Raw genomic sequence first — 26,397 nt, 5'->3', positions numbered from 1 at the left:
TAACGTTGGGAGACGCATCGTCGTTCGTGTGAGGGGATACGTCGTCGCTGCGACGGTGAACGCTGCCAAAGCTCCAGTCGCTCGCTTATAAATGACCGCCTGTAGATCGATTTCGAACGCCTCCAAAGCCCCAGCCTCGCGGCTCACGGCTCGCGGCTTCGCCGCTCGCGTTCGCCGCGTCCCTCGCGCGGTGCTGTTCGCGGTCGCCGCCGGCGACCGCTCACAGGCACGCGCCACCGCACCGCGGCTTATATTTAAAAGAGCGCCTCGCTCTCGTCGAGGACGCGCGCCGGGCCGCCGACCTCCCAGACGTCGGTGTCGATGCCGATCTCGGCGATTCTCTCTTCGACCTCCTCGGCGTGGTCGGCGAGCGTGTTCACGTACACCGACGCGCCGGTGTCCGTCGAGAAGTAGACGGGGACGCCCGCCTCGCGGAGCTCGCGCACCGCGTTGAAGACGGCGATCGTCTCCGGCTGCCAGTACACCCAGCCCGCGGGGCCGGTCATCGTCGTGGCCGTGAGGGAGAGCGAGTCGTGCTCGGCGGTCTCGAAGATCCGGTCGAACTCTCCCTCGCGGAGCGCGTCGGTCATCTCAACGAGCTGGTCCTGCACGTGGGCGGTCCGCGCCTGCATCATGTGGCTCGCGGCGGCCTCGCGGTGGGCCTCCTCCGTCTCTTTATAAGCGGGGACGTGCGCGGCGACGATCCGGAGGTCCTCCTCGGGGTCGAACCCGTCCCCGCTCACCCCCACGTCGAGGCGGTGCGAGCGGCAGTCCTCGTCGTTGAGCCCGGCGTCGAGCCGGGAGTACGCGCCCGTCACCGACCGGGCCGCGGAGGAGGAGCCGCGGCGGGCGACGGTGGAGACCTCGGGGAGGGAGAGGTCGAGGCCCGCGGCCTCGGTGAGCGCGAGCGCGGCGGCCGCGAACCCCGACGACGAGGAGCCGAAGCCGATGTTCGACGGGAAGGAGTTCTCGCTCTTCAGCCGCACCGCGGCGTCGACGCCGGCCAGCTCGCGGACGTGGTCGACGACCATGTCGATGCGCTCGGCGGCGCGTCCGTCCACTTCCTCGTCGCCGATGACGTAGACGTCCTCGCTCGCGTCGGGCTGCCACTCGACGGTGGTCGTCGTCGCGGTCGGGGCGGTACAGAGGCTGATGCTGTCGTGGTACGGGAGCCGGAGCTGCTCGTCGCGCATCCCGTGGTACTTGACGAGCCCCTGGATCGGGTGGGCTCGCGCGGTGGCCTTCTCGGTCATACCTCGGGAAGCGTCCGGCGGGGGATTAGTCGTTGCGATGGACGGGAGGGAGCGGAGCGGCAGAGACCGGCGGGCGGGTCGAGTCGACGCGCGAGGCCCGACCCCAAACTCGCGGCGGACCCGGCGGTTCGGCGTTCAGCTCCCGTACCCCTCCGCGTCGATCGGCCCGCTGAACACGCGATACAGGTACGTGAAGTACCCGAGCACCAGGAACAGCACGGGGAGTCCGAGGACCGTCACGAGGTTCAGCGCCAGCGGCGAAACGACCGCTGCTCTGAGTGTCAGCCCGGTGGGCGGGTAGACCGTCGGATACAGCAGGAGCGCGATGAGCGCCGTTAACAGCGCCGGAAGCGCCAGCGCGCTCGCCAGCCATGCGCGGTACGCGCCGCGTCTGGCGAGCGCGATCCCGCCAGCCCCCGCGATCGCCGACGAGCCAACCACCGCGACCGCGGGCAGCGAACGGACGGTGTCGGCGGCGCCGCCCGCGTCGGTCAGAACCACGGTCGTCAGGAGGGCGACGACGCCGCCGAGGTAGGCGAGCGTGGCGCCGATCCCGTACGGTCGCAGGTCCGACGCCAGTGCCGGGTCGCCCTTGGCGGCGAGGAACGCGGCCCCCGTGACGACCGAGACCGCGACCAAGCCGACGCCGGTGAGCAGCGCCGGGAGCGACAGCGTCGCCGCGTCGAACACCCAGCGACCGGCGAGCGTCCCGAACAGCAGCGGCGCGGAGAAACTGCCGCCGATGAACGAGTAGTCGCAGTACCGCTTCCACCGCTCGTCGCTGCGCTGTTCGCGCAGTTCCGGGCCGAGCCCGCGGAACAGCAGCGCGAGCACGAATCCGATCGCGAGCAGGTAGTGGTCGGCCAGCAGCCGCGAGTACACCCGCGGGAACGCCGCCATCAGCATGGTTCCGAAGGCGACCAGCCACACCTCGTTGGCGTCCCACACCGGGCCGAACGCCGACAGGAGCGTCTCCCGCTCGTGCTCGGTGTTCCGAGTCGCGTACAGCAGGCCGATTCCGAAGTCGAACCCGTCGAGGACGAGGTACATCCCCAGCGCGAACACGACGACGCCGAACCAGACCTCCGGTAGCGACGCGACGAGGTACGCGTCGACGGGGAGCACCGACTCAGTCATCGTCGCTCACCCCCGGCAGCGGACCGTACCAGCGATCGCCGCTCGACGGCTCCCGGCCGAGCGTCCGGAGCTCTTCCCTGATCAGCCACTTCAGGACATAGAGGGCCGTCGCCACCAGCCCGACGTAGACGACGACGAACCCGACCAGCGTCAGCGTCGCCTCGGCACCGGTCAGCGTGGAGGAGACCGCCTCGGAGGTCCTGAGTTCGCCCTGGATCACCCAGGGTTGGCGGCCGATCTCGGTGACGTACCACCCCGTCAGCAAGGCGGCGTAGCCGAGCGGTGACGTCGCTATCATCGCCCTCAGATACCGATCGCTGTCAGACAGCCGGCCGCGGAACGCGAGGTAGCCGCCCCACAGCGCCAGCCCGATGAACAGGAAGCCCAGCCCGACCATCACGCGGAACGACCAGAACACGAGCGCCACGGGCGGGTTCTCCTCGTACTCGTTCAAGCCGATCACCTCGGCGTCGAAGTCGCCCCCGCTGGCGAGGAACGACCCGATACTGGGGAGGCTCACGGTAAAGAGGTTCTCGGCGCGGGGATCGGTGATCGCGTCCAAACTCGTCGGGACCGCGAACAGGTGTAAGTCGGCTTGTCCCGTCTCGTAGTGGCCCTCCATGGCCGCGAACTTCTGCGGCTGGGTGTCCTCGACGTGCCGGGCGTACGCGTCGCCGTGGACGGCTTGCAGCGGTGCGGAGACGAGCAGGATAACCACCGCCAGCCTCAGCGCGGTGTTCCACGCCTCTGCGTCGCGCCGCTTCCAGACGATGTACGCCGAGACGCCGGCGACCAGGAGGGCGACCGAGATGACGGATGCGTTGATCATGTGGACGTACATCCAGGTCATCCGCGGGGTGAAAAACGCGGCAATCGGGTCGGTGAGCCTCGCGACCTCCATCCCGTTGCGGGAGATCATCTCGTACCCCCGCGGCGTCTGCATCCAGGCGTTGACGACGAGGATCCAGAACCCCGACAGCCACGCCCCGAAGCCGACGAGCGCGGACGACAGCACGTAGGTCCGGTCGCCCACGCGGTCACGCCCGTACAGCAACACGCCCAGAAACACCGCTTCGAGGAAGAACGCCATCTTCGCTTCGAAGGCCAGCGGGCCGCCGATCAGCTCGCCGGCCACCTCCGAGAACTGCGGGAAGTTCGTCCCGAACTGGAAGCTCATCGGAATTCCGGTGACCGTTCCCATGACGAAGCCGGCGGCGAACACCTTCACCCAGAACGAGCGCAGACGCGCGAACCGCTCTTCGTCGGTTCGCACGTCCTTGTACGTGAAGTAGACGATAAACGGTGCGAGGCCGATCGAGAGCGACGCGAAGATGATGTGGACGGAAATCGTCCACCCGAACTGTGCACGGCTCGCGAGTTCTGGGGAAAGGGCTAGCGCCCAACCCGGGTCTACAGCACCGAACAGCGCGGTCGGGTTCATACGTCCCGTAGTTGCCCGAGCCGACGGAAGAGGCCCACAGCTGTTCCCTTTTTCGAGTACCGTACTACGGCAACTTATGCTCGTGGAGCCGTAGTTTGTGTAGCGTTCGCCCAACACCGCGGGACCAGTGACGCGGCTTCGCGGCAGTGCGACGACGCGTCCTCCCGGCCGTTCTCTATCCTCCCGTTCCGTCCCCGCGTCGCCGACGCGATCGAGGGGAACCCTTTTTGATTGGTCGGCCGGTACTCCGCGTTATGACCGAGTACACCGTCGAGTTCGTCGGCACCGGCGAGACGATCGAGGTGGCCGACACGGAGACGATCCTCAGCGCCTGTATCGACGAGGGGATCGCACAGGAGTACTCCTGCCGCGTCGGGATGTGCCTCGCCTGCTCCGCGGAGGTCGTCGAGGGCGAGGTGACCCAGCCGGCGGCCCGCGGGCTCACCGACGAGGAGGCCGAGGCGTACGCGCTCACCTGCATGGCCCGGCCGCAGTCGGACCTCAAACTCGATCGAGGGAAGTACCCGCCGAGCATCGAGGACGACGCGGCGACGGACGTGAGCGACGCCGACGGCGCCGCGGCCGACGACGACTGAGACGTGTTGTGCACGCGGGAGCGTGCGAACAACTGACGCACTCGACGCGACCCCTCGCCGCCGAACTACGGTTCGAACCGAGCGATCGTTCGGCGGTGTCGGTCCCGAAACATCCCTTCGAACCCGACCTTCGCGAACGGTCCCGCCGCGTCCCCGAGGGGACCGAACGGGAGTCGGTACGCGACGGTGTCCACGAGCAGGGTCTCCTCGCCGTCGGCGTAGAAGGCGTGCGTGTGCTCCCACGTCCGGAACGGCCCGCCGGACATCTCGTCGACGAAGTGTGCCCGGTCGCCGGGGTCGCCCCCGTCGTCGGGCTCCCGTTCGGTGATCCGGGAGGTCCACCGCTGTCGCGGTCCGACACCGAACGGCCGCATCGACATCCGTATCTCGGCCCCTTCGACGAGCACGTCCGGGTCCGGCTCCCCGTTCGGCCCTTCGACGCCCTCGATCCGGAGGTGCATCCAATCGGGAGTGAGCTCGCGGAGCCCGTCGATCGTGGAGTGAAACGCCCACACCTCGTCGATGGGGGCCGGCACGCGGGTCGTCCGTCGGTACGTCGGCATATCGGTTTTACGGGGCCAACGGGCAAAAACCCCTCCTCGGCGGCCATTTGGGGAGGCCGACGCGGGCGCGTCCGACCGACCGAAACCCGGATACGGCCGCGGCGCCGTCGGATCGGTAATGGAACGAGGCGCGATCGACGTCGCGGACCTGGCCGGCCCGTTCGATCTCCAAGCGACCGTCGAGAGCGGACAGAGCTACCTCTGGAACCGCGCCGACGGCGGGACCTACGAGGACCTCCACGCTCACGGCGGCGACGCGTGGTACGAAACGATCGTCGACCCGATACCCGGCGTCGTCGACGAACGCGTCCCGGTCCGGGTGCGACAGGAAGGCGGTGTTCACGACGGAACCCTCCACTGGGAGTCCTCGGCGGACGCGGTCCCTCTCCTCACACACCTGTTCCGGCTCGACGACGACCTCGACGCGATCCTCGGCTCGACGCCCGACCTCCCGCTCCTCGAACGGGCGTACGAGGCCTACGAGGGGATGCGGCTCACGCGCGACCCCGTCTTCCCGTGTCTGATCTCCTTTATCTGCTCGGCACAGATGCGCGTCGCCCGGATCCACGGGATGCAGCGCCGGCTTCGGGAGACGTACGGCGACGCCCTCGCGCTCGACGGCGAGGAGTACCGCGCCTTCCCGACTCCGGAGCAGCTCGCGTCTCGGACGGAGGCGGAGCTCCGTGACCTCTCCTTGGGGTACCGCGCTCCCTACGTGCAGCGGACCGCGGAGATGATCGCGTCCGGCGAGGCGCACCCTCGGGAGGCGGCGGGGCTCCCGTACGAGGAGGCCCGCGAGTCGCTGACGCGGTTCGTCGGCGTCGGCGACAAGGTCGCGGACTGCGTGCTGTTGTTCTCGCTGGGCTTCCTCGAGGCGGTCCCGCTCGACACGTGGATCCGCACGACGATCGAGGAGTACTACCCGGACTGCGAGCGCGGGAACTACGCCGAGACCTCGCGCGCGATCCGAGAGCGGTTCGGCGGGGAGTTCGCCGGCTACGCGCAGACGTACGTGTTTTATCACCTCCGAGCGGGCGGCGAGTAGCCGTCGCGGGTCGGTCTCTCCCGGCGGCGTCGTTTCGCTCGGGTGACCTGTCGGCCGAACTTTCATGCCGATCGGCGTGGTACTGGGGGCCGTGATGGACTGCCGAGTCGTCGTCGAGGCCGCCGTTCCGGTGTACGACGTGGAGACCGCCGACGAAGCGGTCCGGATCGCCATCTCGAAGACCGGTGAGATGCTCAACCCGGACCTCAACTACGTCGAGATCGAGACCGGAAGCCGCACGTCGCCCGGCGGGGAGGAGCTCCCGCCCGCGTTCGTCGCCGCCGACGAGGCCCTCGTCGCGCTCCGGCTCCGGATGGACGTGTTCAACGTCGATCGCGAGGAACACGCGAGCCGCGTCGCCCGCAAGGAGATCGGCCAGCGGCTCCGGAACATCCCGCTGAAAGTGCTCCAGGTCGAGGAGATCGCGAGCGAGAACGAGAGCGACTCCGCCGAGGGGTCGCCCGCGGACGAGTCGGAAGGCGGCGGCTCGACTCCCGACGCGCGAGACTGACGCGCGAGACTGCCCCTTCGTGAGGACTTCCTCGGTCTCTCGACCGGCTCAGGCGACGCTCGGCGCGCGTTCGGTGCGACGCTCTTTTCAGGATTCTCCCGAACGACGGCCTACCCACTAGGAACGTACCAATCGGTCGGCAAGCGGCGACGAAGATTCAGTCTGCGGTCGGGGCCAGCGGCTCCGACTCGGCCTCGTCCATCGGCTCAGTGATTCCCTCAGTCAGCTTAAAAACGGCGGCTTTGTGGTCGGTCTTCGACTTGTGGATCGATGTCGGTTTGACGCCGAGTTCCTCGTACGCGTCGAGGTCGATGTCCTCGTCCCAGAACTCGCACTGTTTTCGTACTTCCGCAAGGAGGCCGTGAAGGTGGATAAGCTCCTGCTTCTTCATGAGTACCAGTCCTTTGCTACCGGAGGTTTATATTATTATCCTGAGTCACGTTACCATGGTTACTCCGGGTTTCCCCGTTTCCGGGGCGGAGACGCGTCTTCTCGCGTTATCGATCGGGAAGGTTATCGAAATCTCCGCCGAACCGTCGACCGGCGAATGCCGAACGTTCGCACGGGCCGATCCGCTCCCGATCGGGCGCCGTCGCGAGCGCTCGCTCGACGACTGACCGAACCGCCCGTCGTTGCTGTGAACCGCCCGTCGTTACTGGAACTGTTTCACCGCCTCGAGGTCGCGTTCGGTCCGCATGAACTCCGTCAGTCGCCGGGTCGCGTGACAGTCGGGACAGCTAAAATTCGAGCGGAGGCTCTGTAACTCCGCGGGGTTGTCCTGCCACTCCTTGGTGCACTCCGGACAGACGAGTCTGACGAACGCATCCACCATGGCCCGACGTACACGTGGCCGGGTTAAAAACGTAGGTGGCGGAACGGGTCGCATTTTCCACCGGTCGGGGCCGCCGATGAGAGTCGTTACCGGGAATCAGGCGACGAGCCCCTCGCTCGCGTCGAGGAGCTCCTTGTACCGGTTCCGGATGGTGACCTCGGAGATGTCGGCGACCGCCGACACCTGACTCTGGGTCACCTTCTCGTTCGACAGGAGCGCGGCGGCGTACACCGCGGACGCGGCGAGCCCGACCGGCGACTTCCCGCTGGTGATCCCGGCCCGCTTGGCGCCGTCGAGCAGCTCGCGGGCGAGCCGCTGGGTCTCCTCGGAGAGGTCGAGCCGCGAGACGAACCGCGGGACGTAGCTCTCGGGGTCGGCGGGCTGAATCTCCAGCTTGAGCTCCCGGATCACGTAGCGGTACGTCCGGGTGAGCTCCATCTTGTCCACTCGCGAGACGGCGGTGAATTCGTCGAGGCTGCGCGGATTTCCGTCCTGTCGAGCGGCGGCGTACAGCGCCGCGGTCGCGACGCCCTCGATGGAGCGGCCGGGTAGCAGGTTCTCGCTCAGCGCGCGGCGGTAGATGACGGAGGCGGTCTCGCGGACGTTGTCCGGGAGGCCGAGCGCCGAGGCCATCCGGTCGATCTCGCCGAGCGCCTGCTTGAGATTGCGGTCCTTGGAGTCGCGGGTGCGGAACCGCTCGTTCCAGGTGCGCAGCCGCTGCATCCGCTGGCGCTGGCGGCTGGACAGCGACTTCCCGTAGGCGTCCTTGTCCTGCCAGCCGATGTTCGTCGAGAGCCCCTTGTCGTGCATCATGTTCGTCGTCGGAGCGCCGACGCGCGACTTGCTGTCGCGTTCGCTGGAGTCGAACGCGCGCCACTCCGGCCCGCGGTCGACCGAGTCCTGCTCGACGACGAGCCCGCAGTCGTTACAGACGGTCTCGCCGTGTTCGGTGTCGGTCACGAGGTTCCCCTCGCACTCCGGGCAGGTCGTGGTCCGGTCGCCCGTCGACTCCGTCTCGTCCGCCGTCGACTCGGTCGACTCCGTGGTTCGGTCTCGCTCCGTCTCACCGTCGTAGCCGCGTATGTGTGTCTCAGTCATGGTGTTCTCCCCGATCGAACTCCCGACAGAAATACTGGCGCCGGGCTCGCCGATTCGTTAACCAATAGTAAGTCTCGAGAGTATATAAAGTTTTGTATCGTTATCTCAGTAATGATACTGTAAATTGGCCGTATCTGTCCGATATATTCGGATATGGCGATCTGTGGCCCCTCGTCCGAGTAACTGAGCTGTCGCAGTCGACATCACCGAGGTACATAAAGAATGGTGCTCGAACTGCTGCCGGCTCGTCGCCGTCGGTCCCCGTTCTCAGGAGTAACGACGCGCGACGAGCGCGACTGCGATCAGCGCGACGAGCGCGACAGCGACACCGAAGCCGGGCGCCTCGTCGCCGCTCCCGTCCTCGTCGCTTCCGTCCCCGTCGCTTCCGTCCTCTCCGTTCATCTCGTCGCCGTCGGACGCGTCGCCGACGGCGTCCTCACCGTCCTCCCCGTCCATCTCGTCGCCCATGTTCTCGCCGCTCTCGACGGTCAGATCGGCGGCGGACATCACCGGCGCTCCCGCGGCCGCGTACGGCCCGTCCTCGGCGCCGTCGGTGGCGGGGAAGTCGTACGCCTCGTTGCCGTCGGTGTCGCGGTGCGCCATCGCGAACACCGTGTCGTCCTCGGTCAGGGGGTCGTCGAGCGCGATCTCGACGTCGGTGTGCGTCCCCGGCCCGAGGTACGCGCTGGTACCGCGGACGGAGTCGAACACCGCGCCGTCCGCGAGCGAGGAGTCGTGGACCGTCACGAACCCGCCGTCGTGGAGCGTCACCGAATCGACGACGACGGTCTCGCCGTCGGTGTCCTGCGCGGTCGCGTCGACGAACGCGGTCACCTGCGCGCTCGCGACGGCCGTCACCGGGGCGTCGTCACCGGTCAGGAACGGGCCGTCGGCCTCCCCGTCGCTGTCGACGAAGTCGTACGCCTCGTTGTCGTTGGTGTCGCGGTGCGGCATCGCGACTAACTGTTCCGTGTCCGTCAGCGGCTCGTCGAGCTCGATCGTCACGTCCTCGTGGACGCCGGCCTCGAGGTACGCGCTGGTGCCGCGAACGGAGTCGAACACGGCGCCTCCGCCGATCGAGGCGTCGTGGATCGTCACGAACCCGCCCTGGCTCAGGTCGACCCGGTCGACCGTGACCGTCGCCCCGTCCGAGTCGCTCGTCTCGAACGCCACGCCCGCGGAGACGGTGACGTTCCCGTCGTCCATCACGATGTCGGACGAATCGGTCGTGTACGGGCCGTCCTCGTTGCCCTCGCTGCTCGGGAAGTCGTACGCCTCGTTGTCGTTCGTGTCTCGATGCGCCATCGCGAACACCGTGTCGTCCTCGGTCAGCGGGTCGTCGAGGAGGACGACGACGTCGCGGNGGGAAGTCGTACGCCTCGTTGTCGTTCGTGTCTCGATGCGCCATCGCGAACACCGTGTCGTCCTCGGTCAGCGGGTCGTCGAGGAGGACGACGACGTCGCGGTGGATCCCCGGTTCGAGGTACGCGCTCGTGCCGCGGACGGAGTCGAAGACCGCGCCGTCCGCCAGCGAGGAATCGTGCATCGTCACGAACCCGCCCTCCGGCAGGTAGACCTCGTCGACGACGACCGCGTTGCCGCCGGCGGTCTGGGCGTCGAAGCTCGACTGCGCTTCGTCGTCGAGCTCGGCCTCGATACCGGCCATCACGATCTCGTCGTTGGCGTCGAGGTACGGACCGTCCTCGTTACCTTCGCTGCCGGGGAAGTCGTACGCCTCGTTGTCGTTCGTGTCTCGATGCGCCATCGCGAACACCGTGTCGTCCTCGGTCAGCGGGTCGTCGAGNTGCCGGGGAAGTCGTACGCCTCGTTGTCGTTCGTGTCTCGATGCGCCATCGCGAACACCGTGTCGTCCTCGGTCAGCGGGTCGTCGAGCCGGACGCGAACGTCCTCGTGGACGCCCGCCTCCAGGTACTCGGTGGTGCCGCGAACGGAGTCGAACACGGAGCCGTCGGCGAGCGAGGAGTCGTGAACCGTCACGAACCCGCCCTCGCTCAGTTCGACGCGGTCGACGATCACGTACTCGCCCTCGGTGGGCTGGTCGGTCCCGGTCACGCTCGCGGAGACCGTCACGTTCGCGTCGTCCATCGCGATGTCGCCGTCGACCGTGTACGGGCCGTCCGCCTCGCCGTTCGAGGAGACGAACGCGTACGCGCGGTCCTCGTCGGTGTCGCGGTGGGCCATCGCGTGGAACGTCCCCGTCTCCACCGCGTCGGTGAGCTCGACGGTCACGTTCTCGTGCGTCCCCGATTCGAGGTACGCGCTCGTGCCGACGACGCTCCCGAGGGTGTTCCCGTCGGTCAGCGAGTCGTCGTGGATCGTCACGAACCCGCCGTCGGGGACGTGGACCTCGTCGACGACGACCGTGCTCCCGCCGGACGTGCCGTCGGCGAAGCTCACGCTCGCCTCGTTGGTACCGCCCTGTGCCGCGACCGCGCCAGCCGCGCCGGCGACCGCCGACACGACTACCGCGACCGTTATCGCCAATGTCAATGCGCTGTTGCGCATGAGAGAGTCGACCGAGGATATATAAAAAGAGATTTCCCGAACTCCCGCCGCGTTCTCACCCAAATTCGTTCGGAAAGCCGCCCAAAACGGATTTTCAGGCGCTGACGTTCCGATTTGGGGAATCACAGTGATAGACTGCGGAAGCGAGTGTCGCAGTTTGGCTGTGACGATAGCGTATGTAAATGAACGTGAGCGACGGCGAGGATCACTTATAAATAGGGACTTTTGGAGGTCGTCACCGCGCCGTCGACAACAGGTGAGTGGTCGACAGCAACACCCAACTCCGAGTTATAAATGACCGATCGACCGAACTGCAACACCGACACCTGTCATCGATCTCTCTACGCCCTCGTCTACGGCTTCGCAAGAGCCACCCCCACGCCGACCTCAACAGCGGCCCCGATCGAGTCAGTCCCACGTGATCCAGACGAGAAACAGGAGCCCGAGGGTCTGGAGCACGTGTAACGCCATCATCCCTCGCCACGCGATGGCGGGAACGTCGGAAGCGAACCACACGGACAGCATGGGATCGACCAAGTAGATGTACAGCGCGAACGCGTTCTCCCCCAGCAGAAAGACGCCGAACATCGCCAGGCCGAGGGCGTGCTTCGAGCGGAACTCCACGTAGTTCCGCCCCCACACCCAGACGAGCGCGAGGAGGAGGGCGACGTTCACCCCCACCGAGATCCGCGCTACGTCGAACCAGAGACTCATCGTACACCTGCTATCGGCGGGGCGGGTATAACCGCTTTCCCAAATTCGTTCCGAATACGACCCGTAACCCGACGGCTACGGGCCCGAACTGCCGATCTGTCAGTCGTCATCTGTTTGCTCCATGATCGTTTCGATGGTGTCCCAGTGCTGGCGCGCTCGCGGCGTCGGCAGGTAGACGGCGCCGTAGTCGTCGCCGCTGCGCTCGACGACGTCGTTGTCCATCAGTACGTCGAGGTGGTGTCGGACGGTCTTGTAGTCCAGATCGAGGTCCTCGGCGAGCTGGTTCGCGTTCCGCGGGCGGTCGTCGAGCGCCCGCAACAGCCGGACGCGGTTCGCTCCGCCCCGCGTTCCGGTTAGCACGTACCAGAGTGCCGCTTCCATCGTATGCGAGTCGTCGGCGTGCCACCTAACTCCACCGTTCCCGGACGGTCGCGGATGCGAGGACGCCTATCGGCTCCGACTCACCGGGAACGCCACCCGGTCCGGGTGCTCGTTGAACCGAGCGAGGATCCGCTCGTACAGCCGGTTCTTGACGCGCTGTCCCCGACGCGGGTGCGTGAGGTACCGGACGCGGAGTTCGACCCACGACTCGCCCCTGTCTCTTATACACATCNTTGACCACGTTCGACGAGAGCACGACGCTGTTCGGCACCGTCACCACCCGCCCGGACGGCTGGTTCGTCGTCACCAGCTCGCCGTCGATCTCCCACAGCGTCGTCACGAGGAAGTCGACGCCGATCACGTCGCCCTTCGCGTCGTCGATCCGGACGCGGTCGCCCACCCCGTACGGCTGCTTGACGGTGATGTACACCCACGCGATGAGCGACAGGAGCGGCTGCTGGAGCGCGAAGGTGATCGCGAAGCCGATGACCCCGAGCGAGAAGAGGAGCCCGAGCCAGTTCTCCGTCACCACCGCCAGCGTCGCGACCGTTCCGACGAACCCGAACGCGAGCCGCAACACGTTCCGCGTGTTGTACGCGCGTCGCTTGTTCGCGGACCGCATCAACAACCGGACGGCGAGCAGATACGACCCGTACAAGACGCCGAACACCGCGACGACCAGCAGCGCCCGCCCGACGACGAGCGTCGCCGAGTGACCGACCAGGTCGGGCCACCCGCCGAGCGCGTCGGTCGTCGTTACCAGCCCGCCGGCCACGCCGGCGGCGACGCCGAGGACGATGGCGCCGAGCCCGAGAGGTCGTCTCACGGTCGTCGGTCGCGGCCGACCGGCAAAACGGTTGTGACGACGGGACGGTTCCGGTCCGCCCGCGCTCACCGGAGTCGTCGTTCGCGACCCGGTCGACCCCGGCGTCCGGGTCGGGACCCGCCCGGAAGCGGTCGACGTCGACCGGCGGGTCCACGCCCGGAGCGGTGCCGGTGGCTCGAAACGGTTCGCGGTCGGGGACGCGTGAGACTGTCAGTGCAACCAAAGACACTTAGTTTTTCCCCGAGTCGTCGGGGACGATGTCCCCGATACTGTTGCAGGGAGGAGCCGGTGCGCTCTTCTTCCTGTTCGGCCTCCTGACGCTGCTCGTACAGCTCGGTATCATCGTCTGGATCTACTCGGACGCCCAACAGCGGAGCGACCAGCCCGCGTTCCTGTGGGCGATCGTCGCCTTCCTCGCGCCCCTTCTGGGCCTGGTGTTGTACCTGATCATCGGCCGGAACGGATACTGAACGGAACCTCCGTCGAAACTCCGTTTTCGGCGCCGCGTCGTGTGAAACGGCCGTTGGCCGGTGAGTTCTCCTTGATCGATAGCGGGAGTGGGTATAGCGAGTTGGGTGAGTGGTTATTTATACGTGATCGAGTGGTGTTGCTGGCGGCTGTTTATATGTGATCGACGACTCTGTGGTGAACACGTCCAAAGCCCCAGCCGGCGAGGCGGCTGCCCCTTTGAATCCCACCCGTACAGCACCTCACACCTCCCCAGCCTCGCCGCTCGCTGCGCTCGCGGCGTCCCTCGCACCGTCGGCTCGCGGCCCGGAGGCCGCGAGCCGGGGCGCGCCACCGCGCCTGCCATTTATAAAGGATCATTTCCGTCGCTCATGTCTTTTTAAATACGATCTTGCCACCACCGATCTGCAATACTCACTCCCGCTGTCGGTCACTCCCGTTCTCGTGCCTCTCGTTCCCAGTCGGGGGTATCCTTGAGGTGTCCCGCGAGAGTGAGACGGCGAGCGATCAGCCACGGTGAGCCGTTTCAAACCCCTCTGAGGACGGACGTCGCGCCGACCGTCTCCGCGACCACCCACGCGACGAACAGGAGGTACGCGATCAGCAGGGCCGACGACTCCCGCTCGGTGAGCGACAGTCCGGTCCGGAGCGCCGCGAACAGCAGCACGGTGGCGACGGTGAGCACGCCGAGCATCGGGACGGCGGTCGAGAAGTTCACGTCGACGCTCCCGACGATCAACACCCCGACGGGGATGGCGACGAGCAGGTCGAACGTGTTCGAGCCGAGCACGTTCCCGAGGCTCGTCCCGCCGCGTCCCTCGCGCGCCGTCCGGACGCTCACGAGGGCGTCGGGGAGACTCGTCGCCGCCGCGACGATCGTGACCCCGGCAAGGAACTCCGGGACGCCGAACGTCGCCCCGAGCGACTCGACCGACCCGACCAGCCGCTCGACGGCGACGCCGATGAGGAGCAGGCCGGCCGCGAGCCTCCCCCACTCGCGGCGGATGTCGACGCCCTCCCGCACTCGATCGACCGCCGCGTCGCCGACCTCCTCGTACTGGATGAACAGGTAGAGCCCGTACAGCGCGAGCGGGATCGCGGCGACGGGTCGGGTCAGCTCCCCGACGATCGGGTCCGACGAGACGGGGTAGTAGATGACCGCGAGCGAGAAGGTGACGACCAGCGCCGACACCGCGATCATGTAGAACTGCGCCTCCTTGTACACGATCGCGCGGCTGGCCTCGAGGTCGCCGTCGGCGCCGAACCCCGACAGGGCGGGGATCACGAGGACGTTGAAGATCGCGGACCCCACGAGCGCGCCCACGCCCATGTCGAAGACGCCGGTGGCCGCGGTGACGACGACGCTCGCGAACTCCGGGAAGCTCGACCCGACGGCGACGACGATCGACCCCTGCACCACCGCCGGCAGCCCGTAGTACTGAGAGAGCGTCTCCGCGGCCTCCTCCAGCCAGCCGCTCCCGACCCAGATGGCGCCGGTCGCGACGGCGATCACCGCGGCGTGAACGACCGGGGCGTCCGGGAGGATCCCCCCGAGCATCGACCTACCTGATGTGCCGCCCGGCGAGCTCCCACAGCCGATCGGCGGTCTCGTCGTCGAGCGCGTCGCGGCGGACGCGCCACTCCCAGTTGCCGTCGAGGGTGCCCGGCTCGTTGAACCGCGACTCGCTCCCGAGGCCGAGGAGGTCTTGGACGGTCGTCATCGCCAGCACCGCCTCCGAGGCCCACACCTCGTCGATGATCTCCCACTCGGTCGGGCGGCCGCCGTCGGCCCCGACGTTGTACCGGAAGCAGTCGCGCTGGCGCTCCGGGAGGTTCTCGAAGTAACCGACCCACGTGTCCGTGTCGTGCGTCGACGTGTAGCCGACGACGCCCTCGGGGTAGTGCATCGGCTGGTACTCGTTGCCCTCCGCACACCAGTCGGCGTACTGCGGGACGCGCATCCCGGGGAAGCCGAACTCCGCCATCAGCTCGTCCATCGCCGGCTCCTCAAACCCGAGGTCCTCGGCGATGAACGGCGCCTGCCCCAGCTCGCGCTCGACGGTCTCGAACAGGTCGCGTCCCGGCCCCTCGCGCCACTCGCCGGCGGCCGGGTCGTCGCGGTCGGCCGGGATCGCCCAGTACTTCACGAACCCGAGGAAGTGGTCGAGCCGGGCCACGTCGGCGAGCTCGAACAGCCGCCGGAACCGGGCGATCCACCAGTCGTACTCTCGCTCCGCGAGACGGTCCCAGTCGTAGACGGGGTTCCCCCAGCGCTGCCCGTCGTCGCCGGCGTTCGGCGGCACTCCCGCCACGGCCGCGGGGCGGTTCTCGGCGTCGAGTCGGAACGATTCCGGATTCGCCCACACGTCCGCGGAGTCGAGCGCGACGTAGATGGGCACGTCGCCGACGATCGACACGCCCTCCTCCTCGGCGACCGCCCGGAGGTCGCGCCACTGCCGGTCGAAGACCCACTGGACGAACTCCCGGAATCGGACCTCGGTCGCGTGTCGCTCGCGGGCGTCTCCGAGCGCCTCGGGGTCGCGCGTTCGAAGCGGATCTGGCCAGTCGACCCAGGTGTCCTCGTCTCTCGCGTCCGAGATCGCCCGGAACAGCGCGTAGTCGTCGAGCCACGGCTCGCCCTCGCGGAAGGCGTCGAGTTCGTCTTCCCCTTCGGCCTCGCCCCCCTCGTCGAACCGCTCGAACGCGGTCCGCAACAGCGGCTCCTTGTACTCCCGGACCGCCTCGTAGTCGACCCGATCCGCCGGGAAGTCGGGAACTGGTTCGAGGTCCGACTCGTCGAGCCAGCCGTCGTCGACGAGCCCGTCGAGGTCGATGAGGAGGGGGTTGCCGGCGAACGCGGAGGGCGACTGGTACGGGGACTCCCCGGCGGCGTCCATCGTCGGCCCGAGCGGACAGACCTGCCAGTGACGGACGTCGGCGTCGCCCAAAAAGGAGAGGAACGCCGCCGCGCCGTCGCCGAGATCGCCGATACCGTGTCTCCCCGGGAGCGAGGTGACGTGACAGAACACGCCGCCGGAGCGGTCGAGTCGCATACGTCCCCCTGCAACCCCCACCGACTCAAGCGTTGCGTCCGCGCGAGGGCCTACGGTCGTTGCGTCCGCACGAGGGTCTCGGGCGTTGCGTCCGCGCGACCCGTTCAGTCGTCGCCGGGCCGCGCGCGCCACACGACCGCGTCCGCGGTTTCGAGCGTGACGGGCTCCGCGTCGTCCCCGGCCGCCGCGCCCGTCTCGGGCGCCGCGAGCGCGACGGTCCAGTCGAACGAACCCTCGTCGCGCCCGAGCGCGTCGCGGTCGCCGGAGACGCCGAGGTCGTCGAGGACGCCGCCGGGCGACGCCTCGACGGGCGTGCCCTCGACGTTGCAGGCGACGAGTAGCGCCTCTCTGCCCTCCGGATCGCGCCTCAGCGCCTGGTACACCACGGTCCCCTCGGTCGGGTGGCGGTAGCCGAACGCCTCGCCGCGCTCCGGGTCCACGTCCGCGCGGAGCCACGGCCGCGCCTGCCGGAACTCGCGAACGCGGCGGTCGAACGCGGTCCGCGCGTCGTCCTGCTCGCCCTCCCAGCGGTCCAAGACGAGGTAGTCGGCCACGTCCGCGCTCCACGCGAAGGAGAATTCCTGGAGGTCGCCGGCGTCGATTTCCCCTTCGGCGCGCGGGGCGGCGTCGGAGTCGGCCCCCGACAGCGGCGTCCCCCGCACGGAGAGCAGCTCCGCGATCAGGTCGAGGTCGTAGTCGGTCGCGTCGACGAGGGCCGCGAGCGTCGTGACGAACCCCTTCAGCTCCGCGCGCGTCTCGAACCCGAGGGACTTCAGCCGCGGGAACGCGTCGCCCTCGGCGTACGACCCCTCAGGGACGTGCCAGTCGAGCCACGGCGCCTCCTCGGCGACGACCTTGACGTTCCACGTCGGGTCGGTGTCGCGGACGAACCCCCACGGCGCGCGGTAGTTCGCGTGGAGGAAGTCCATCGGGACGCCCGGCATCGCGGCGTGGAACCAGACGAGCGCGGCGGGGCTGTCGTACGCCTCGCGGATCGTCTCGGGCGGCGAGTCGGCGAGGTAGGGGTTGATGAGCGCGCCGCCCCAGTCGTCGGTCACCTCGACCTGCGACCCGCGCCGGAGCGTGTCGTGGTTCGCGACGCCGGTGATCCACTGGCTCCCGGTTTCGCCGACCTCGCGCATGCGCCACCACTTCGTCGCCCAGAACGTCAGGAGCGCGGGCTTGTTGTGCGCGAACGTCACCGGCGACCACTGAAACGCGTGCGGGTGTTGGTCGATCAGCGTCCGGTAGGTCGACGCCAGCTCCCAGTCCTCGCGGGGCCACGGCCGGCCGTCTTCGTAGATCATCCACGGGCGGAACTCGGTCCCGGCGACCTCGTGTGTCACCCGGTCCATCTCGGCGAGGAACGCGTCGTCGTGGACCTGCTCGCCGGTCTCCTCGTCGTGGTACGTGAAGTCCTGCGCGCCGTCGATCCGGATCCCGTCGGCGCCGAAGTTCGCCTTGCGGCGCTGGAGCTCGAGGAGTATCGCCCGCACCACGGGCTGACGGTAGTTCAGGTGGAGCCCGTACATCCCCGGCCCTTCGAAGAAGGGGTCGGGGAGCAGCTCTGCCGCGGCCTCGTCCGCGTGTCCGAGCGCCACGTCGAAGACGACGCGGACCGGGTCTGGCATCGCGTGGCAGGCGGCGATGAAGTCGACGAGCTCGTCGGGCCGCCCGGTCTCCAGTATCGCGGGGTTCGCGGCCGAGAACGCGCTCACGACGACGTCGTACCCCCAGTTGGTCTGGTCGGGGCGCTCGACGCCGACGGTCACGCGCTCCGCGTCGCGCTCGCGGTCGAAGGCGCCGTCGAGCGTCTCGCGGTCGACGCCGCCGGGGCGCCAGTACCACTGCCGCCCGTACGCCTGCGTGAGCGGCTCGACGGGCATGAGCTGGACCGCGTCGTAGCCGGCGTAGTTGCGCTCGTAGGGCGCGAGCGGCTCGCCGTCTCGGAGCGTCTCGCCGATGGCCTCGAACCGCTCCGCGAGCGCCGCGAGCGACCCGCGCTCGGTCGACGTGCCGGGATGGACCTCCAGCATGCTCGTCGCGGGGTCGACCCGCGGCAGCCCGTCGTCCTCGGTCGTCGACAGGGCCTCGTCGTCGCTCCCGAGCGACGCGAAGTGGTCGCGGTCGGCCCGCGTCGCGTCCAGGCGGGGCCAGTCGTACGCCTCGGCCGGCGCGAACGCGCCGAACGGGACCGAGTACGCGAGCGGGTCGCGGACCGTCTCCCACTCGTCGTCGCCGTCGGGCGTTCGGTACGTCAGTTGATACAGCGCCCCGAGCCGGTCGCGGGTCCCGACCGGAATCCCGTCGACGGCGACCCAGTGGAACTCGCCGTCGCGCTCGACCGGGAGCCGGTCGACGCGGAACGCCGCCTCGCGGCGGTCGTCGCGGCCGGGATCTATCCCTGCGTCGCCGTCTCCGTCACCCTCCTTCCCGTCCTCCGAAAGGGGAGTGAACAGCTCGAGCCGCACGTCCTCGACCGGGACGCCCGCGTCGACGAGGTCGGGCGTCCAGAAGCCGAAGGCGACGCCCTCGGGCGGGTCGGTCGCCGGGTCCGCCCCCTCGCCTCGGATCGGGTGCGCGCCAAGGCGCTCGGCGATCGATTTGGCCGACTCGAACCGACCGTCGGCCGCGTCGCGGTCGGCCCGCGCCCGCTCGACGAGCGCGGCGGTTCGGTCCGGGAGGACCGCCGGAGACGGGTCGTCAGGTGCGCTCGCGTCGTCGCCGCGGCCCCCGATCATTCCGTCTCCCGGACGACCGCGACCTCGTCCGCGCGGATCCGCTCCGTCCCCTCGCCGTCGACGACGACGCACGACTCGTCGGTGACCAGGTCGTGCCCGGCGTGGTCGGCCTCGACCGCGACCTTCGCGGTGTCGGGAGCGAAGTTGAGGACGACGATCAGCGACTCCTCGCCGTCGCGCCGGCGGAACGCCACCACGTCGTCGGGGTGGATGTTCCCGCTGGCGACGATCGGGTGCTCGCCGAGGTCGCCGCTGGCGACGTGGTACCCCACTCGCTCGAGTTCGCCCTCGGGGCCGAGCGCCGGGTGGTCGGCGCGGGTCTCGAGCAGGCGCTCGTAGCGCTCTCGGACCTCGTCGCGCGCGTGGTCCCACGCGATCGCGTCGCGGCGGCCGCGCTGGCCGATCTCCTGGCCGGCGTACACCATGGGCACGCCCGGCAGCGTGAACGTCGCGGCCCCCGCGGCGGCCGCGGCGGCGTCACCGCACTCGACGCGGTAGCGCGTCTCGTCGTGGTTCTCGATGTACTGGAGGAAGCCGGCGTGGTCGGGGAAGCCGATCTCCGCGCGCTGGTCGATCGCGTCCAGCAGGGTCGTCGCGGGCTCGGCGCCGCGGCCGACCTGCCGGAGCTGGAAGTACAGCGTCGCGTCGAAGTGGACGTCGAACATCCCCTCGTGGAAGCCGGGGATGTACGGGATCGTCTCGTCCATCAGCAGGAAGTCGCGGTCCTTCGCCTTCACCCGGTCGCGGAGCTCGCGCCAGAACGAGTCGGGCACGGCCCACGCCATGTCGCAGCGGAACCCGTCCACGAGCGGGGCCCACTCGTCGATGACGTCGAGCAGGAACCGGCGCACGTCGAGGTTCGCGTGGTTCAGGTTCGCGATCAGCTCCCAGTCGAAGTACGTCCCCGGCTCGCCGGACTCCTGCCACTCGTAGCGGTCGCGGAACGGGGAGTCCGGGTTCTTGTAGGCGTCCCGGAACCACTCGTGGTCGCGCGCGGTGTGGTTGGCGACGAAGTCGAACAGCACCCGCATCCCGTGGTCGTGGGCGGTCTCGACGAGCGCCTCGTAGTCGTCGCGGTCGCCGAGGTCCTCGGCGACGTCGAAGAAGTCGACGATGTTGTAGCCGTGGGGCTTCCCGTCGTGCTGGAGGACCGGCGTGAGCCACAGCGTGTCGACGCCCAGCTCGGCGATCCGCGGGATCCGCTCCGCGATGGACTCGAACGCCTCGCCCTCGTCCGCGTCGGCGAACGTCCGGACGTACACCTCGTAGACGGTCGCGTCCGCCGTCCACTCGGGCGGTTGGTTGAGTCTGACGGTCTCGAAGGCGGCCCCGTCGGCGCCGGACGGAGCCGTCAGCTCCGGATCGGCGGGCTCGGTCCCGTCGGCGACCGCGAGGCCGCTCCGATCGACGCGTTCCACAGCGACCGCGTCGGCGACGCTGACCCGCTGCTCGCGCCCGGGCTCGCGGGCGACGGCGACCCCGTGAACGCGGAGGCGGTCCGGCACCGCGTCGGCGGGGATCCGGAGCGCGCGCCCGTCCTCCGTCGTCCGGAGCGCGTCCCGCGGGTTCCGCCGCCCCTCCGCGACCGCCTCCTCGACGTCGCGGTCGTCGACGACGAAGCCGACCGCGAGCTCAGACGCGTCGAGGGCCGACTCCGGGTTCGGCGCCGGCGTCGCCCGCACGACCAACTCGGCGCTCTCGGTCCCCTCGTCGCCCTCCTCGACGGTCGCGTCGAGTCGGACGCGGGGTCGCCCGACGCCCTCGTGGGCGCGCTCGGCGCCGTAGTCGATCGCGGCGTGGTCGGCGTCGCGGTCGCGGATCGCGGTCCCGCTCCCGCCGGCGACGTCGGCGCCCTCGTAGCTCGCGGCGAACGCGCGCACCGTCAGGAGGTGGTCGCCGTCGGGCGCGTCGAGGCCGATCCGGTACCGACCGGGGACGTCCGGCGTGAAGTTCGTCACGGACTGTTCGCCCACGGTCGCCTCGCTGTCCGGCGGCGCGTCGGCGACGCGCCACTCGTAGCTCGCCGACGGGTCCGGGTCCCGCGGCGCGAGCTGCGTCGTCTCCCCGGTCGAGAGGAATCGGGGGGGTCCAGGGTGATGCATGTGACACCCATCGACGCCCGGGGTCTTTGTTATTGCTCTTCGATCGATCGCGACGCGGGCGACGGCTCGCCTCGTTCGTCAAGGCTTTTACCGAGGGTATCGCAGAGCGACTATGCGACTGCGTACCGCCCTCACCGAGCACGAACGTCGGCGCGGCGAGCGCTACCCGGCGGAGCGACCGACCACCGCCGGCGCGTTCACGGGCGACGACGGCCGATTGGTCCACGTCGGGCCGAACGGAACCGTCCACGACTGTTCGTACTCCCTGTCGGGAGTCGGCGGCGCCGATCGACTCCGCATGGGAATCACGGCCGGACGCGGCGTCCGCTGGTTCGACGACCTGACCACGACCCGGCAGCATTACGACGGCGACACGCCGCTCGTCGAGACGGAGTACGACGCCGGCCGCTACACCATCCACCAGTTCGACCTGGTCGTGAGCGACACCCACCTCACGCACGTCGAACTGCGCGGCGCCCCGCCCGCCGACGCGGAGCTCGTCGCGGCCTGCGCGTTCTCCCCGGACATGGTCGAGGGGCGCGTCGGCAACCTCGTCCACGAGGAGGCCGGCCCCGAGGCCGGGAGCGTCGTCGAGGTGTACCACCGGACCGAACACGACTTCCTCACCGCGTCCACGGGCCTGTCGGCCGCGCACGGCCAGCGGCTCCGCACCGTCTCCGAGCTGCTCGGGGAGGACGGCGAGGGGTTCCCCCACCGCGGCGAGATCGACCAGCGCGAGGACTCCCGGCTCACCCCCGACGTGGTCGTCCGCGCGCCCTTCGAGCGCGACGGCCGGACCGAGCGCGTCACGCTCGCGAGCCGCGCCGTCCTCGACCGACGGGAGACCCGCGAGACGGGCGACGACGCGATGGACGCGATCTCGGACGGTCCCGACCGCCAGCGCCGCATCGACGAGCTCTCGCGGATCGCGACCGCGTACCCCGACGCCGACGACCTCCGCGAGGCCGCCGAGGGCCGCGGTCCGACCGTCCCCGGCGACGTGCCGCGGCGGTCGGTGGTCGCGAGCGACCTCCGCGCGCTCGACCTGCTCACCGCCGAGTCCGGCGCGCGGATCGCCGCCCCCGAGTTCGACCCGTTCTACTCGACGTCCGGCGGCTACGGCTACACGTGGTTCCGCGACGAGGCGGAGGCGTCGCTGGCCCTGCTCGGCGCGAGCGACGAGCTCGGCTTGGACGCCGACGAGAAGCTGCTCGCGACGGCCTCCTTCTTCTGTCGCACGCAGGACGCCGACGGCTCGTGGCCCCACCGGGTGTGGGCCGACTCCGGCAAGGTCGCCCCGGGCTGGGCGAACGCCCGGATCGAGGGCGCGAACGGCACCGCGGGCCCGAACGACCAGCTGGACCAGCCCGCGTCGGTCGTCGCCTTCCTCGCCCGGCTTCGCCGGACCGCCGACCTCCCCGCCGAGTGGCGCGACCGCGTCGACGACACCATCACGGACGCCCTCGCGTTCCTCCGCGAGACGACCGAAGACGACGGGCTTCCCCGGCGGTGTCAGAACTGCTGGGAGAACGCGCTCGGCCGGTTCACCCACACCGGCGCGACGTACCTCCGCGCGTTCGCCGCCGCGGCGCGCGCGCCGCTCCCCGAGGACGTGCGCGCCGACGCCGCCGCGGCGGCCGACGCCGCCCTCGCGGGGCTGAACGACCGATGGAATCCGGACACGGAGCGGTTCCCGCAGCGCGCGAGCGCGGAGAGCCGCGACGACCGCCCGGACGCCAGCACGTTCGCGCTCGCGAGCGCCGCGACCGAGTACGCCGCGCTGCGCGACGAGCGCGACGAGATCGGCGCCGACGGCGGCTCGACGCCCGCCGCCGCACCGACCGCCGAGGTCGACTTCGACGCGTTCCTCGACCGGGTGACGACGCACGTGCTGACGACGATCGGCGAGCTCCGCCGCGAGACGGCGGACGTTGAGGGGCTCGTCCGGTTCACCGGCGACGACTGGCGCACCGCGGAGCAGGGCGCCGCGAAGGTGTGGTCGATCGCGACCCTGTGGGGGTCGACGGCCGCCGCCGAGCTGGGCGGGCTCGTCGGCGAGCGCGGCGGAGACGCGAACGAGCTGTTCGGCGCCGCGCGCGACCTCTACGCGCTGTGCGAGCCCGACGGGCCGTTCGTCAACGACGCCGGACTCATCGCCGAGCAGGCGTTCGACGACGGCGACCTCGACGGCGCGACCCCGATCGCGTGGTCGCACGCCCTCCGGATCGACGCGACGGTGACGCTCGCGAGACACGGGGCGCTCCCGGTCCCGCACGACGAGCCCCGAGGGCCGGACGAGGCGCCCCACTGGACCACCGGCCGGAAGTTCGGCGTCGGCACGCCGGCCGACCACGAGGCCGCCGACCCGGTCCCGGTCTGGTTCACGCTGACCGAGGGGGCGCTCACCGAGGCGCGGTTCCCGCGGATCGACGTGATGAACGTCCGGACGTTCGACTTCCTCGTCGCCGATCCGGAGACGGGGTACACGGTCCGGACCTTCGACGAGACCAGCCACGTGACGGCGACGGAGACGGTCGAGCGGACCACGGAGCCGACGGTCGACGACGCCCTCGCGTACACGCAGACGATCCGCGAGACCGGCGACGAGCACGGGCACCGCTGGACGCTCACGGTCGAGTACGCGGTCGACACCGACGGCGACGCGATCCTCGCCGACGTGACGTTCGAAGGGAGTCGCGAGTACGACGTGTACGCCCTCGTCGACACCACGGTCACGAACGTCGGGACGAACGACCGCGGTGACCGCGTCAGCGGCTCCGACGGGTACCACCTGCTCGCGCGCAACGACGACGCGGCCGAGCGCGATCCGGGCAAGCTCGTCGACGACGACGGCGACTCCTTCGAGGTCGCGCTCGCGCTCGACAGCGCCGGCGGCTTCGACTGGGCGAGCGCGCTCGCGGCGGGCGGCGACGAGGCGAACGCCCTCTTCGCCGACGGCGACCGAGACGAGGGGACCGAGACGGCCACCGGCAACGTCGTGCTCGCCGGGCTCGTCGGGAGCGGCACCGAGGTGTCGGACGCGGTCGCGCTCGGGTTCGCCGAGAACGCCGACACCGCGGCCGCCCTCGGCGAGGCGCGCGGCGCCGTCTCGCGCGGTTTCGCGGACATCTCCGAGTCGTACGTCGACACGTGGCGCACGTGGCTCGCGGACCGGGAGTTCCCCGCGTCCGTGACCGGCGACGCGGACCTCGAGACCCAGTACCGGTTCGCGCTGATGACGCTCGCGGCCGTCGAGGACAAGCGCCACGACGGCGCGGGAATCGCCAGCCCGTCGGTGCCGTGGGGCGAGACCGAGTACGCCGCGGAGGACCGCGGCTACGGCTACAACTTCGTCTGGTCGCGCGACCTCTATCAGGTGTTCACCGCGCTGATCGAGGTCGGCGAGGTCGAGCGCGGCGCCGACGCGCTCGCGTACCTCTACAACACCCAGCAGGACGACGACGGCTTCCTCCCGCAGAACACCTACATCGACGGACGCACCCGATGGGGCGGCGAACAGATGGACAACATCGCGTTCCCGTCGGTGATGGCGTGGCAGCTGTACGAACACGGGGTAGTGCCCGCGGAGGCCGACTACACCTACGAGCAGGTCCGGCGGTCGCTCTGCTACATCGCCGCTAACGGCCCCGAGACGGCCCAAGAGCGCTGGGAGGAGGAGGCCGGTTTCTCGCCGTCGAGCATCGCCGCCGAGATCGCGGGCCTCGTCTGCGGCGCCGCGCTCGCGGTCGCCGAGGCCGACCGGATCGAGGCCGGCGACGGCTCCGCCGGCTCCGGGTCGGCGGCCGACCCCGACTCGCTCCGCGCCGACGCCCTCGCGTGGCTCGCGCTCGCGGACGACTGGACGGCCCGCGTCGAGGAGTGGTGCGCGACCGCGACCGGCACCGAGCGACACGGCGAGACCCCGTACTACGTGCGGGTCACGGCCGACGGCGACCCCGAGTCCGGGCGCCCCCGGACGATCGCCAACGACGGCCCCACCTACGACGAGCGGGAGATCGTCGACGGCGGCTTCCTCGAGCTGGTCCGGCTCGGCGTGAAGCCGGCCGACGACGACGCGGTCCGCAACTCCGTGTCGGTCGTCGACGACTCGATCCGCGTCGACACCCCGTACGGCCCGGCGTGGTACCGATACGTCGGCGACGCGTACGGCGAGCTCGCGCGGGGCGACCCCGGGGGCCCGTGGGCCGGGACCGGCGACGGCCGGGGGCGGCTCTGGCCGATCTTCACCGGCGAGCGCGGCGAGTACGAGCTGCGCGCCCGTGCCGGCGGCCCCGACGCCTTCGGCGGCACCGACGAGGACGCGCTCGAGCCCGACGCCCTGCTGGAGACGATGGCCGGGTTCGGCAACTCCGGGCGCATGCTCCCCGAGCAGGTGTGGGACCGGGAGCACCCGACCGACTACGGCTGGGAGTTCGGCGAGGGCACCGGGGGGGCGACCCCCCTCGCGTGGTCGATGGCCGGGTTCATCCGGCTCGCGCACGGCGTCGAGGCGGGCGAACCGGTCGAGACGCCGACCGTCGTCCGCGACCGCTACGTCGAGCGCGGCCGCGCGGCGGCGCCCGACCTCGACGCGACCGCGGAGTACGTCGACGACGCCCTCGTGGTCTCCGGCGAGACGACCGCGGACACCGTCGCGGTGTACTCCTCCGAGGGGTCCACGCTCGCGACGCCCGCGGACGGCGAGTACGAGGTCGACCTCGACCCCGCGCTCGACGCGAAGACGATCGTCGTCGCCGCCGCGAACACCGGCGGCGACGCGGACGGCGAGGCGACCGACGCCGACGCGGTCCTCGACGCGTTCTCGGGCGCCGGCACGGCGGTCGAGCGACTCCGAGTGTAGCAGAGAGCGGGTTTTCGTCGGAACCGTTCGGTCACGTCGTTCGGACGTCTTCTCGTTCAAAACGGCTGGCCGCCGGAGACTACTTTTTGATCGATAGCGGGAGTGGGTATAGCGAGTTGGTTGAGTGGTTATTTATACGTGATCGAGTGGTGTTGCTGTCGGCTGTTTATATGTGATCGACGACTCTGTGGTGAACACGTCCAAAGCCCCAGCCGGCGAGGCGGCTGCCCCTTTGAATCCCACCCGTAC

18 protein-coding genes and 2 pseudogenes are annotated in these 26,397 nt (G+C 69.7%); 5 read left to right on the top strand and 15 right to left on the bottom strand.

From position 1 onward, the window contains the following. Positions 1–254 precede the first annotated feature (254 nt). From mvaD to C469_RS01520, 3 genes are all read right to left on the bottom strand, one after another. Positions 255–1,253: a phosphomevalonate decarboxylase MvaD gene (mvaD, locus tag C469_RS01530; RefSeq protein ID WP_008003207.1), complete on the bottom strand. Its 999-nt coding sequence runs from the start codon at positions 1,251–1,253 to the stop codon at positions 255–257. Positions 1,254–1,388: 135 nt separating this feature from the next. Beyond that, a complete protein-coding gene (locus C469_RS01525; protein ID WP_008003205.1) occupies positions 1,389–2,390 on the bottom strand; it encodes a cytochrome d ubiquinol oxidase subunit II in 1,002 nt (333 codons plus the stop codon). Beyond that, positions 2,383–3,831 (bottom strand): cytochrome ubiquinol oxidase subunit I, encoded by a 1,449-nt coding sequence (locus C469_RS01520; protein WP_008003203.1) that lies wholly within the window; start codon positions 3,829–3,831, stop codon positions 2,383–2,385. Before C469_RS01520 ends, C469_RS01525 begins: the two co-directional genes overlap by 8 nt. Positions 3,832–4,085: 254 nt before the next feature. Here C469_RS01520 and C469_RS01515 point away from each other — a divergent pair, with 254 nt between their 5' ends. Beyond that, on the top strand, positions 4,086–4,427 hold the full coding sequence (locus C469_RS01515) for a 2Fe-2S iron-sulfur cluster-binding protein (protein ID WP_008003202.1): 342 nt from the start codon (positions 4,086–4,088) through the stop codon (positions 4,425–4,427). 65 nt (positions 4,428–4,492) lie between these two features. On the opposite strand, the gene C469_RS01510 is transcribed toward C469_RS01515, so the two are convergent. After that, positions 4,493–4,990 (bottom strand): SRPBCC family protein, encoded by a 498-nt coding sequence (locus C469_RS01510; protein WP_008003200.1) that lies wholly within the window; start codon positions 4,988–4,990, stop codon positions 4,493–4,495. A 118-nt stretch (positions 4,991–5,108) separates the two neighbouring features. On the opposite strand from C469_RS01510, the gene C469_RS01505 reads away from it, so the two are divergent. Together C469_RS01505 and C469_RS01500 are read left to right on the top strand one after the other, a co-directional pair. After that, a complete protein-coding gene (locus C469_RS01505; protein ID WP_008003198.1) occupies positions 5,109–6,035 on the top strand; it encodes a DNA-3-methyladenine glycosylase family protein in 927 nt (308 codons plus the stop codon). 94 nt (positions 6,036–6,129) lie between these two features. Continuing rightward, entirely contained in the window at positions 6,130–6,546 is a 417-nt protein-coding gene (locus C469_RS01500; protein ID WP_049910909.1) for a DUF555 domain-containing protein, read from the top strand. 157 nt (positions 6,547–6,703) lie between these two features. Here C469_RS01500 and C469_RS01495 read toward each other — a convergent pair whose 3' ends face one another. From C469_RS01495 to C469_RS01460, 7 genes and pseudogenes are all read right to left on the bottom strand, one after another. Then, entirely contained in the window at positions 6,704–6,937 is a 234-nt protein-coding gene (locus C469_RS01495) for a UPF0058 family protein (protein WP_008003195.1), read from the bottom strand. A gap of 261 nt (positions 6,938–7,198) precedes the next feature. Beyond that, on the bottom strand, positions 7,199–7,378 hold the full coding sequence (locus C469_RS01490; protein WP_008003193.1) for a DUF7836 family putative zinc-binding protein: 180 nt from the start codon (positions 7,376–7,378) through the stop codon (positions 7,199–7,201). A 96-nt stretch (positions 7,379–7,474) separates the two neighbouring features. Continuing rightward, positions 7,475–8,476 (bottom strand): transcription initiation factor IIB, encoded by a 1,002-nt coding sequence (locus tag C469_RS01485; protein WP_008003192.1) that lies wholly within the window; start codon positions 8,474–8,476, stop codon positions 7,475–7,477. Between the two features lie 276 nt (positions 8,477–8,752). Beyond that, positions 8,753–11,002: pseudogene (locus C469_RS17805) on the bottom strand (DUF7282 domain-containing protein); the annotation flags it as partial. A 408-nt stretch (positions 11,003–11,410) separates the two neighbouring features. Further along, positions 11,411–11,716 carry a hypothetical protein gene (locus C469_RS01470; RefSeq protein ID WP_008003190.1) on the bottom strand — a complete coding sequence of 102 codons (306 nt, stop codon included), beginning with the start codon at positions 11,714–11,716 and terminating at the stop codon, positions 11,411–11,413. A gap of 99 nt (positions 11,717–11,815) precedes the next feature. After that, positions 11,816–12,097, bottom strand: a complete 282-nt coding sequence (locus C469_RS01465) for a winged helix-turn-helix domain-containing protein (protein WP_008003187.1) — start codon at positions 12,095–12,097, stop codon at positions 11,816–11,818. A gap of 66 nt (positions 12,098–12,163) precedes the next feature. Next, positions 12,164–12,923: pseudogene (locus C469_RS01460) on the bottom strand (mechanosensitive ion channel family protein). A 257-nt stretch (positions 12,924–13,180) separates the two neighbouring features. Here C469_RS01460 and C469_RS01455 point away from each other — a divergent pair. Beyond that, positions 13,181–13,393: a PLDc N-terminal domain-containing protein gene (locus C469_RS01455; protein ID WP_008003184.1), complete on the top strand. Its 213-nt coding sequence runs from the start codon at positions 13,181–13,183 to the stop codon at positions 13,391–13,393. 524 nt (positions 13,394–13,917) lie between these two features. Here C469_RS01455 and C469_RS01450 read toward each other — a convergent pair. From C469_RS01450 to malA, 4 genes are all read right to left on the bottom strand, one after another. Next, positions 13,918–14,949, bottom strand: coding sequence for a sodium:calcium antiporter (locus C469_RS01450; protein ID WP_008003182.1), 1,032 nt, complete (start codon positions 14,947–14,949; stop codon positions 13,918–13,920). A 4-nt stretch (positions 14,950–14,953) separates the two neighbouring features. After that, on the bottom strand, positions 14,954–16,444 hold the full coding sequence (gene malQ, locus C469_RS01445; protein WP_008003180.1) for a 4-alpha-glucanotransferase: 1,491 nt from the start codon (positions 16,442–16,444) through the stop codon (positions 14,954–14,956). Positions 16,445–16,548: 104 nt separating this feature from the next. Next, a complete protein-coding gene (gene gghA, locus C469_RS01440; protein WP_008003177.1) occupies positions 16,549–19,185 on the bottom strand; it encodes a glucosylglycerol hydrolase in 2,637 nt (878 codons plus the stop codon). Then, the gene (malA, locus tag C469_RS01435; RefSeq protein WP_008003175.1) at positions 19,182–21,287 is read right to left on the bottom strand and encodes an alpha-amylase MalA; all 2,106 of its coding nucleotides are present in this window, start codon (positions 21,285–21,287) and stop codon (positions 19,182–19,184) included. The genes gghA and malA overlap by 4 nt, the downstream gene beginning before the upstream one ends. A 112-nt stretch (positions 21,288–21,399) precedes the next feature. Here malA and C469_RS01430 point away from each other — a divergent pair, with 112 nt between their 5' ends. Continuing rightward, complete coding sequence (locus C469_RS01430; protein WP_008003173.1) at positions 21,400–26,148, top strand: glycoside hydrolase family 15 protein; 4,749 nt, start codon at positions 21,400–21,402, stop codon at positions 26,146–26,148. Positions 26,149–26,397: the final 249 nt, after the last annotated feature.

The sequence above is a fragment of the Halorubrum lipolyticum DSM 21995 genome (assembly GCF_000337375.1).
GTDB classification, from domain to species: Archaea; Halobacteriota; Halobacteria; order Halobacteriales; family Haloferacaceae; genus Halorubrum; species Halorubrum lipolyticum.
Note: the sequence above shows the minus strand (reverse complement) of the source record. Positions and strands in the feature narration are given on the sequence as shown.

Coding starts and splice junctions, on each gene's coding strand:
- mvaD (WP_008003207.1), bottom strand. CDS start 1,253: ATGACCGAGAAGGCCACCGCGCGAGCCCACCCGATCCAGGGGCTCGTC.
- C469_RS01525 (WP_008003205.1), bottom strand. CDS start 2,390: ATGACTGAGTCGGTGCTCCCCGTCGACGCGTACCTCGTCGCGTCGCTA.
- C469_RS01520 (WP_008003203.1), bottom strand. CDS start 3,831: ATGAACCCGACCGCGCTGTTCGGTGCTGTAGACCCGGGTTGGGCGCTA.
- C469_RS01515 (WP_008003202.1), top strand. CDS start 4,086: ATGACCGAGTACACCGTCGAGTTCGTCGGCACCGGCGAGACGATCGAG.
- C469_RS01510 (WP_008003200.1), bottom strand. CDS start 4,990: ATGCCGACGTACCGACGGACGACCCGCGTGCCGGCCCCCATCGACGAG.
- C469_RS01505 (WP_008003198.1), top strand. CDS start 5,109: ATGGAACGAGGCGCGATCGACGTCGCGGACCTGGCCGGCCCGTTCGAT.
- C469_RS01500 (WP_049910909.1), top strand. CDS start 6,130: ATGGACTGCCGAGTCGTCGTCGAGGCCGCCGTTCCGGTGTACGACGTG.
- C469_RS01495 (WP_008003195.1), bottom strand. CDS start 6,937: ATGAAGAAGCAGGAGCTTATCCACCTTCACGGCCTCCTTGCGGAAGTA.
- C469_RS01490 (WP_008003193.1), bottom strand. CDS start 7,378: ATGGTGGATGCGTTCGTCAGACTCGTCTGTCCGGAGTGCACCAAGGAG.
- C469_RS01485 (WP_008003192.1), bottom strand. CDS start 8,476: ATGACTGAGACACACATACGCGGCTACGACGGTGAGACGGAGCGAGAC.
- C469_RS01470 (WP_008003190.1), bottom strand. CDS start 11,716: ATGAGTCTCTGGTTCGACGTAGCGCGGATCTCGGTGGGGGTGAACGTC.
- C469_RS01465 (WP_008003187.1), bottom strand. CDS start 12,097: ATGGAAGCGGCACTCTGGTACGTGCTAACCGGAACGCGGGGCGGAGCG.
- C469_RS01455 (WP_008003184.1), top strand. CDS start 13,181: ATGTCCCCGATACTGTTGCAGGGAGGAGCCGGTGCGCTCTTCTTCCTG.
- C469_RS01450 (WP_008003182.1), bottom strand. CDS start 14,949: ATGCTCGGGGGGATCCTCCCGGACGCCCCGGTCGTTCACGCCGCGGTG.
- malQ (WP_008003180.1), bottom strand. CDS start 16,444: ATGCGACTCGACCGCTCCGGCGGCGTGTTCTGTCACGTCACCTCGCTC.
- gghA (WP_008003177.1), bottom strand. CDS start 19,185: ATGATCGGGGGCCGCGGCGACGACGCGAGCGCACCTGACGACCCGTCT.
- malA (WP_008003175.1), bottom strand. CDS start 21,287: ATGCATCACCCTGGACCCCCCCGATTCCTCTCGACCGGGGAGACGACG.
- C469_RS01430 (WP_008003173.1), top strand. CDS start 21,400: ATGCGACTGCGTACCGCCCTCACCGAGCACGAACGTCGGCGCGGCGAG.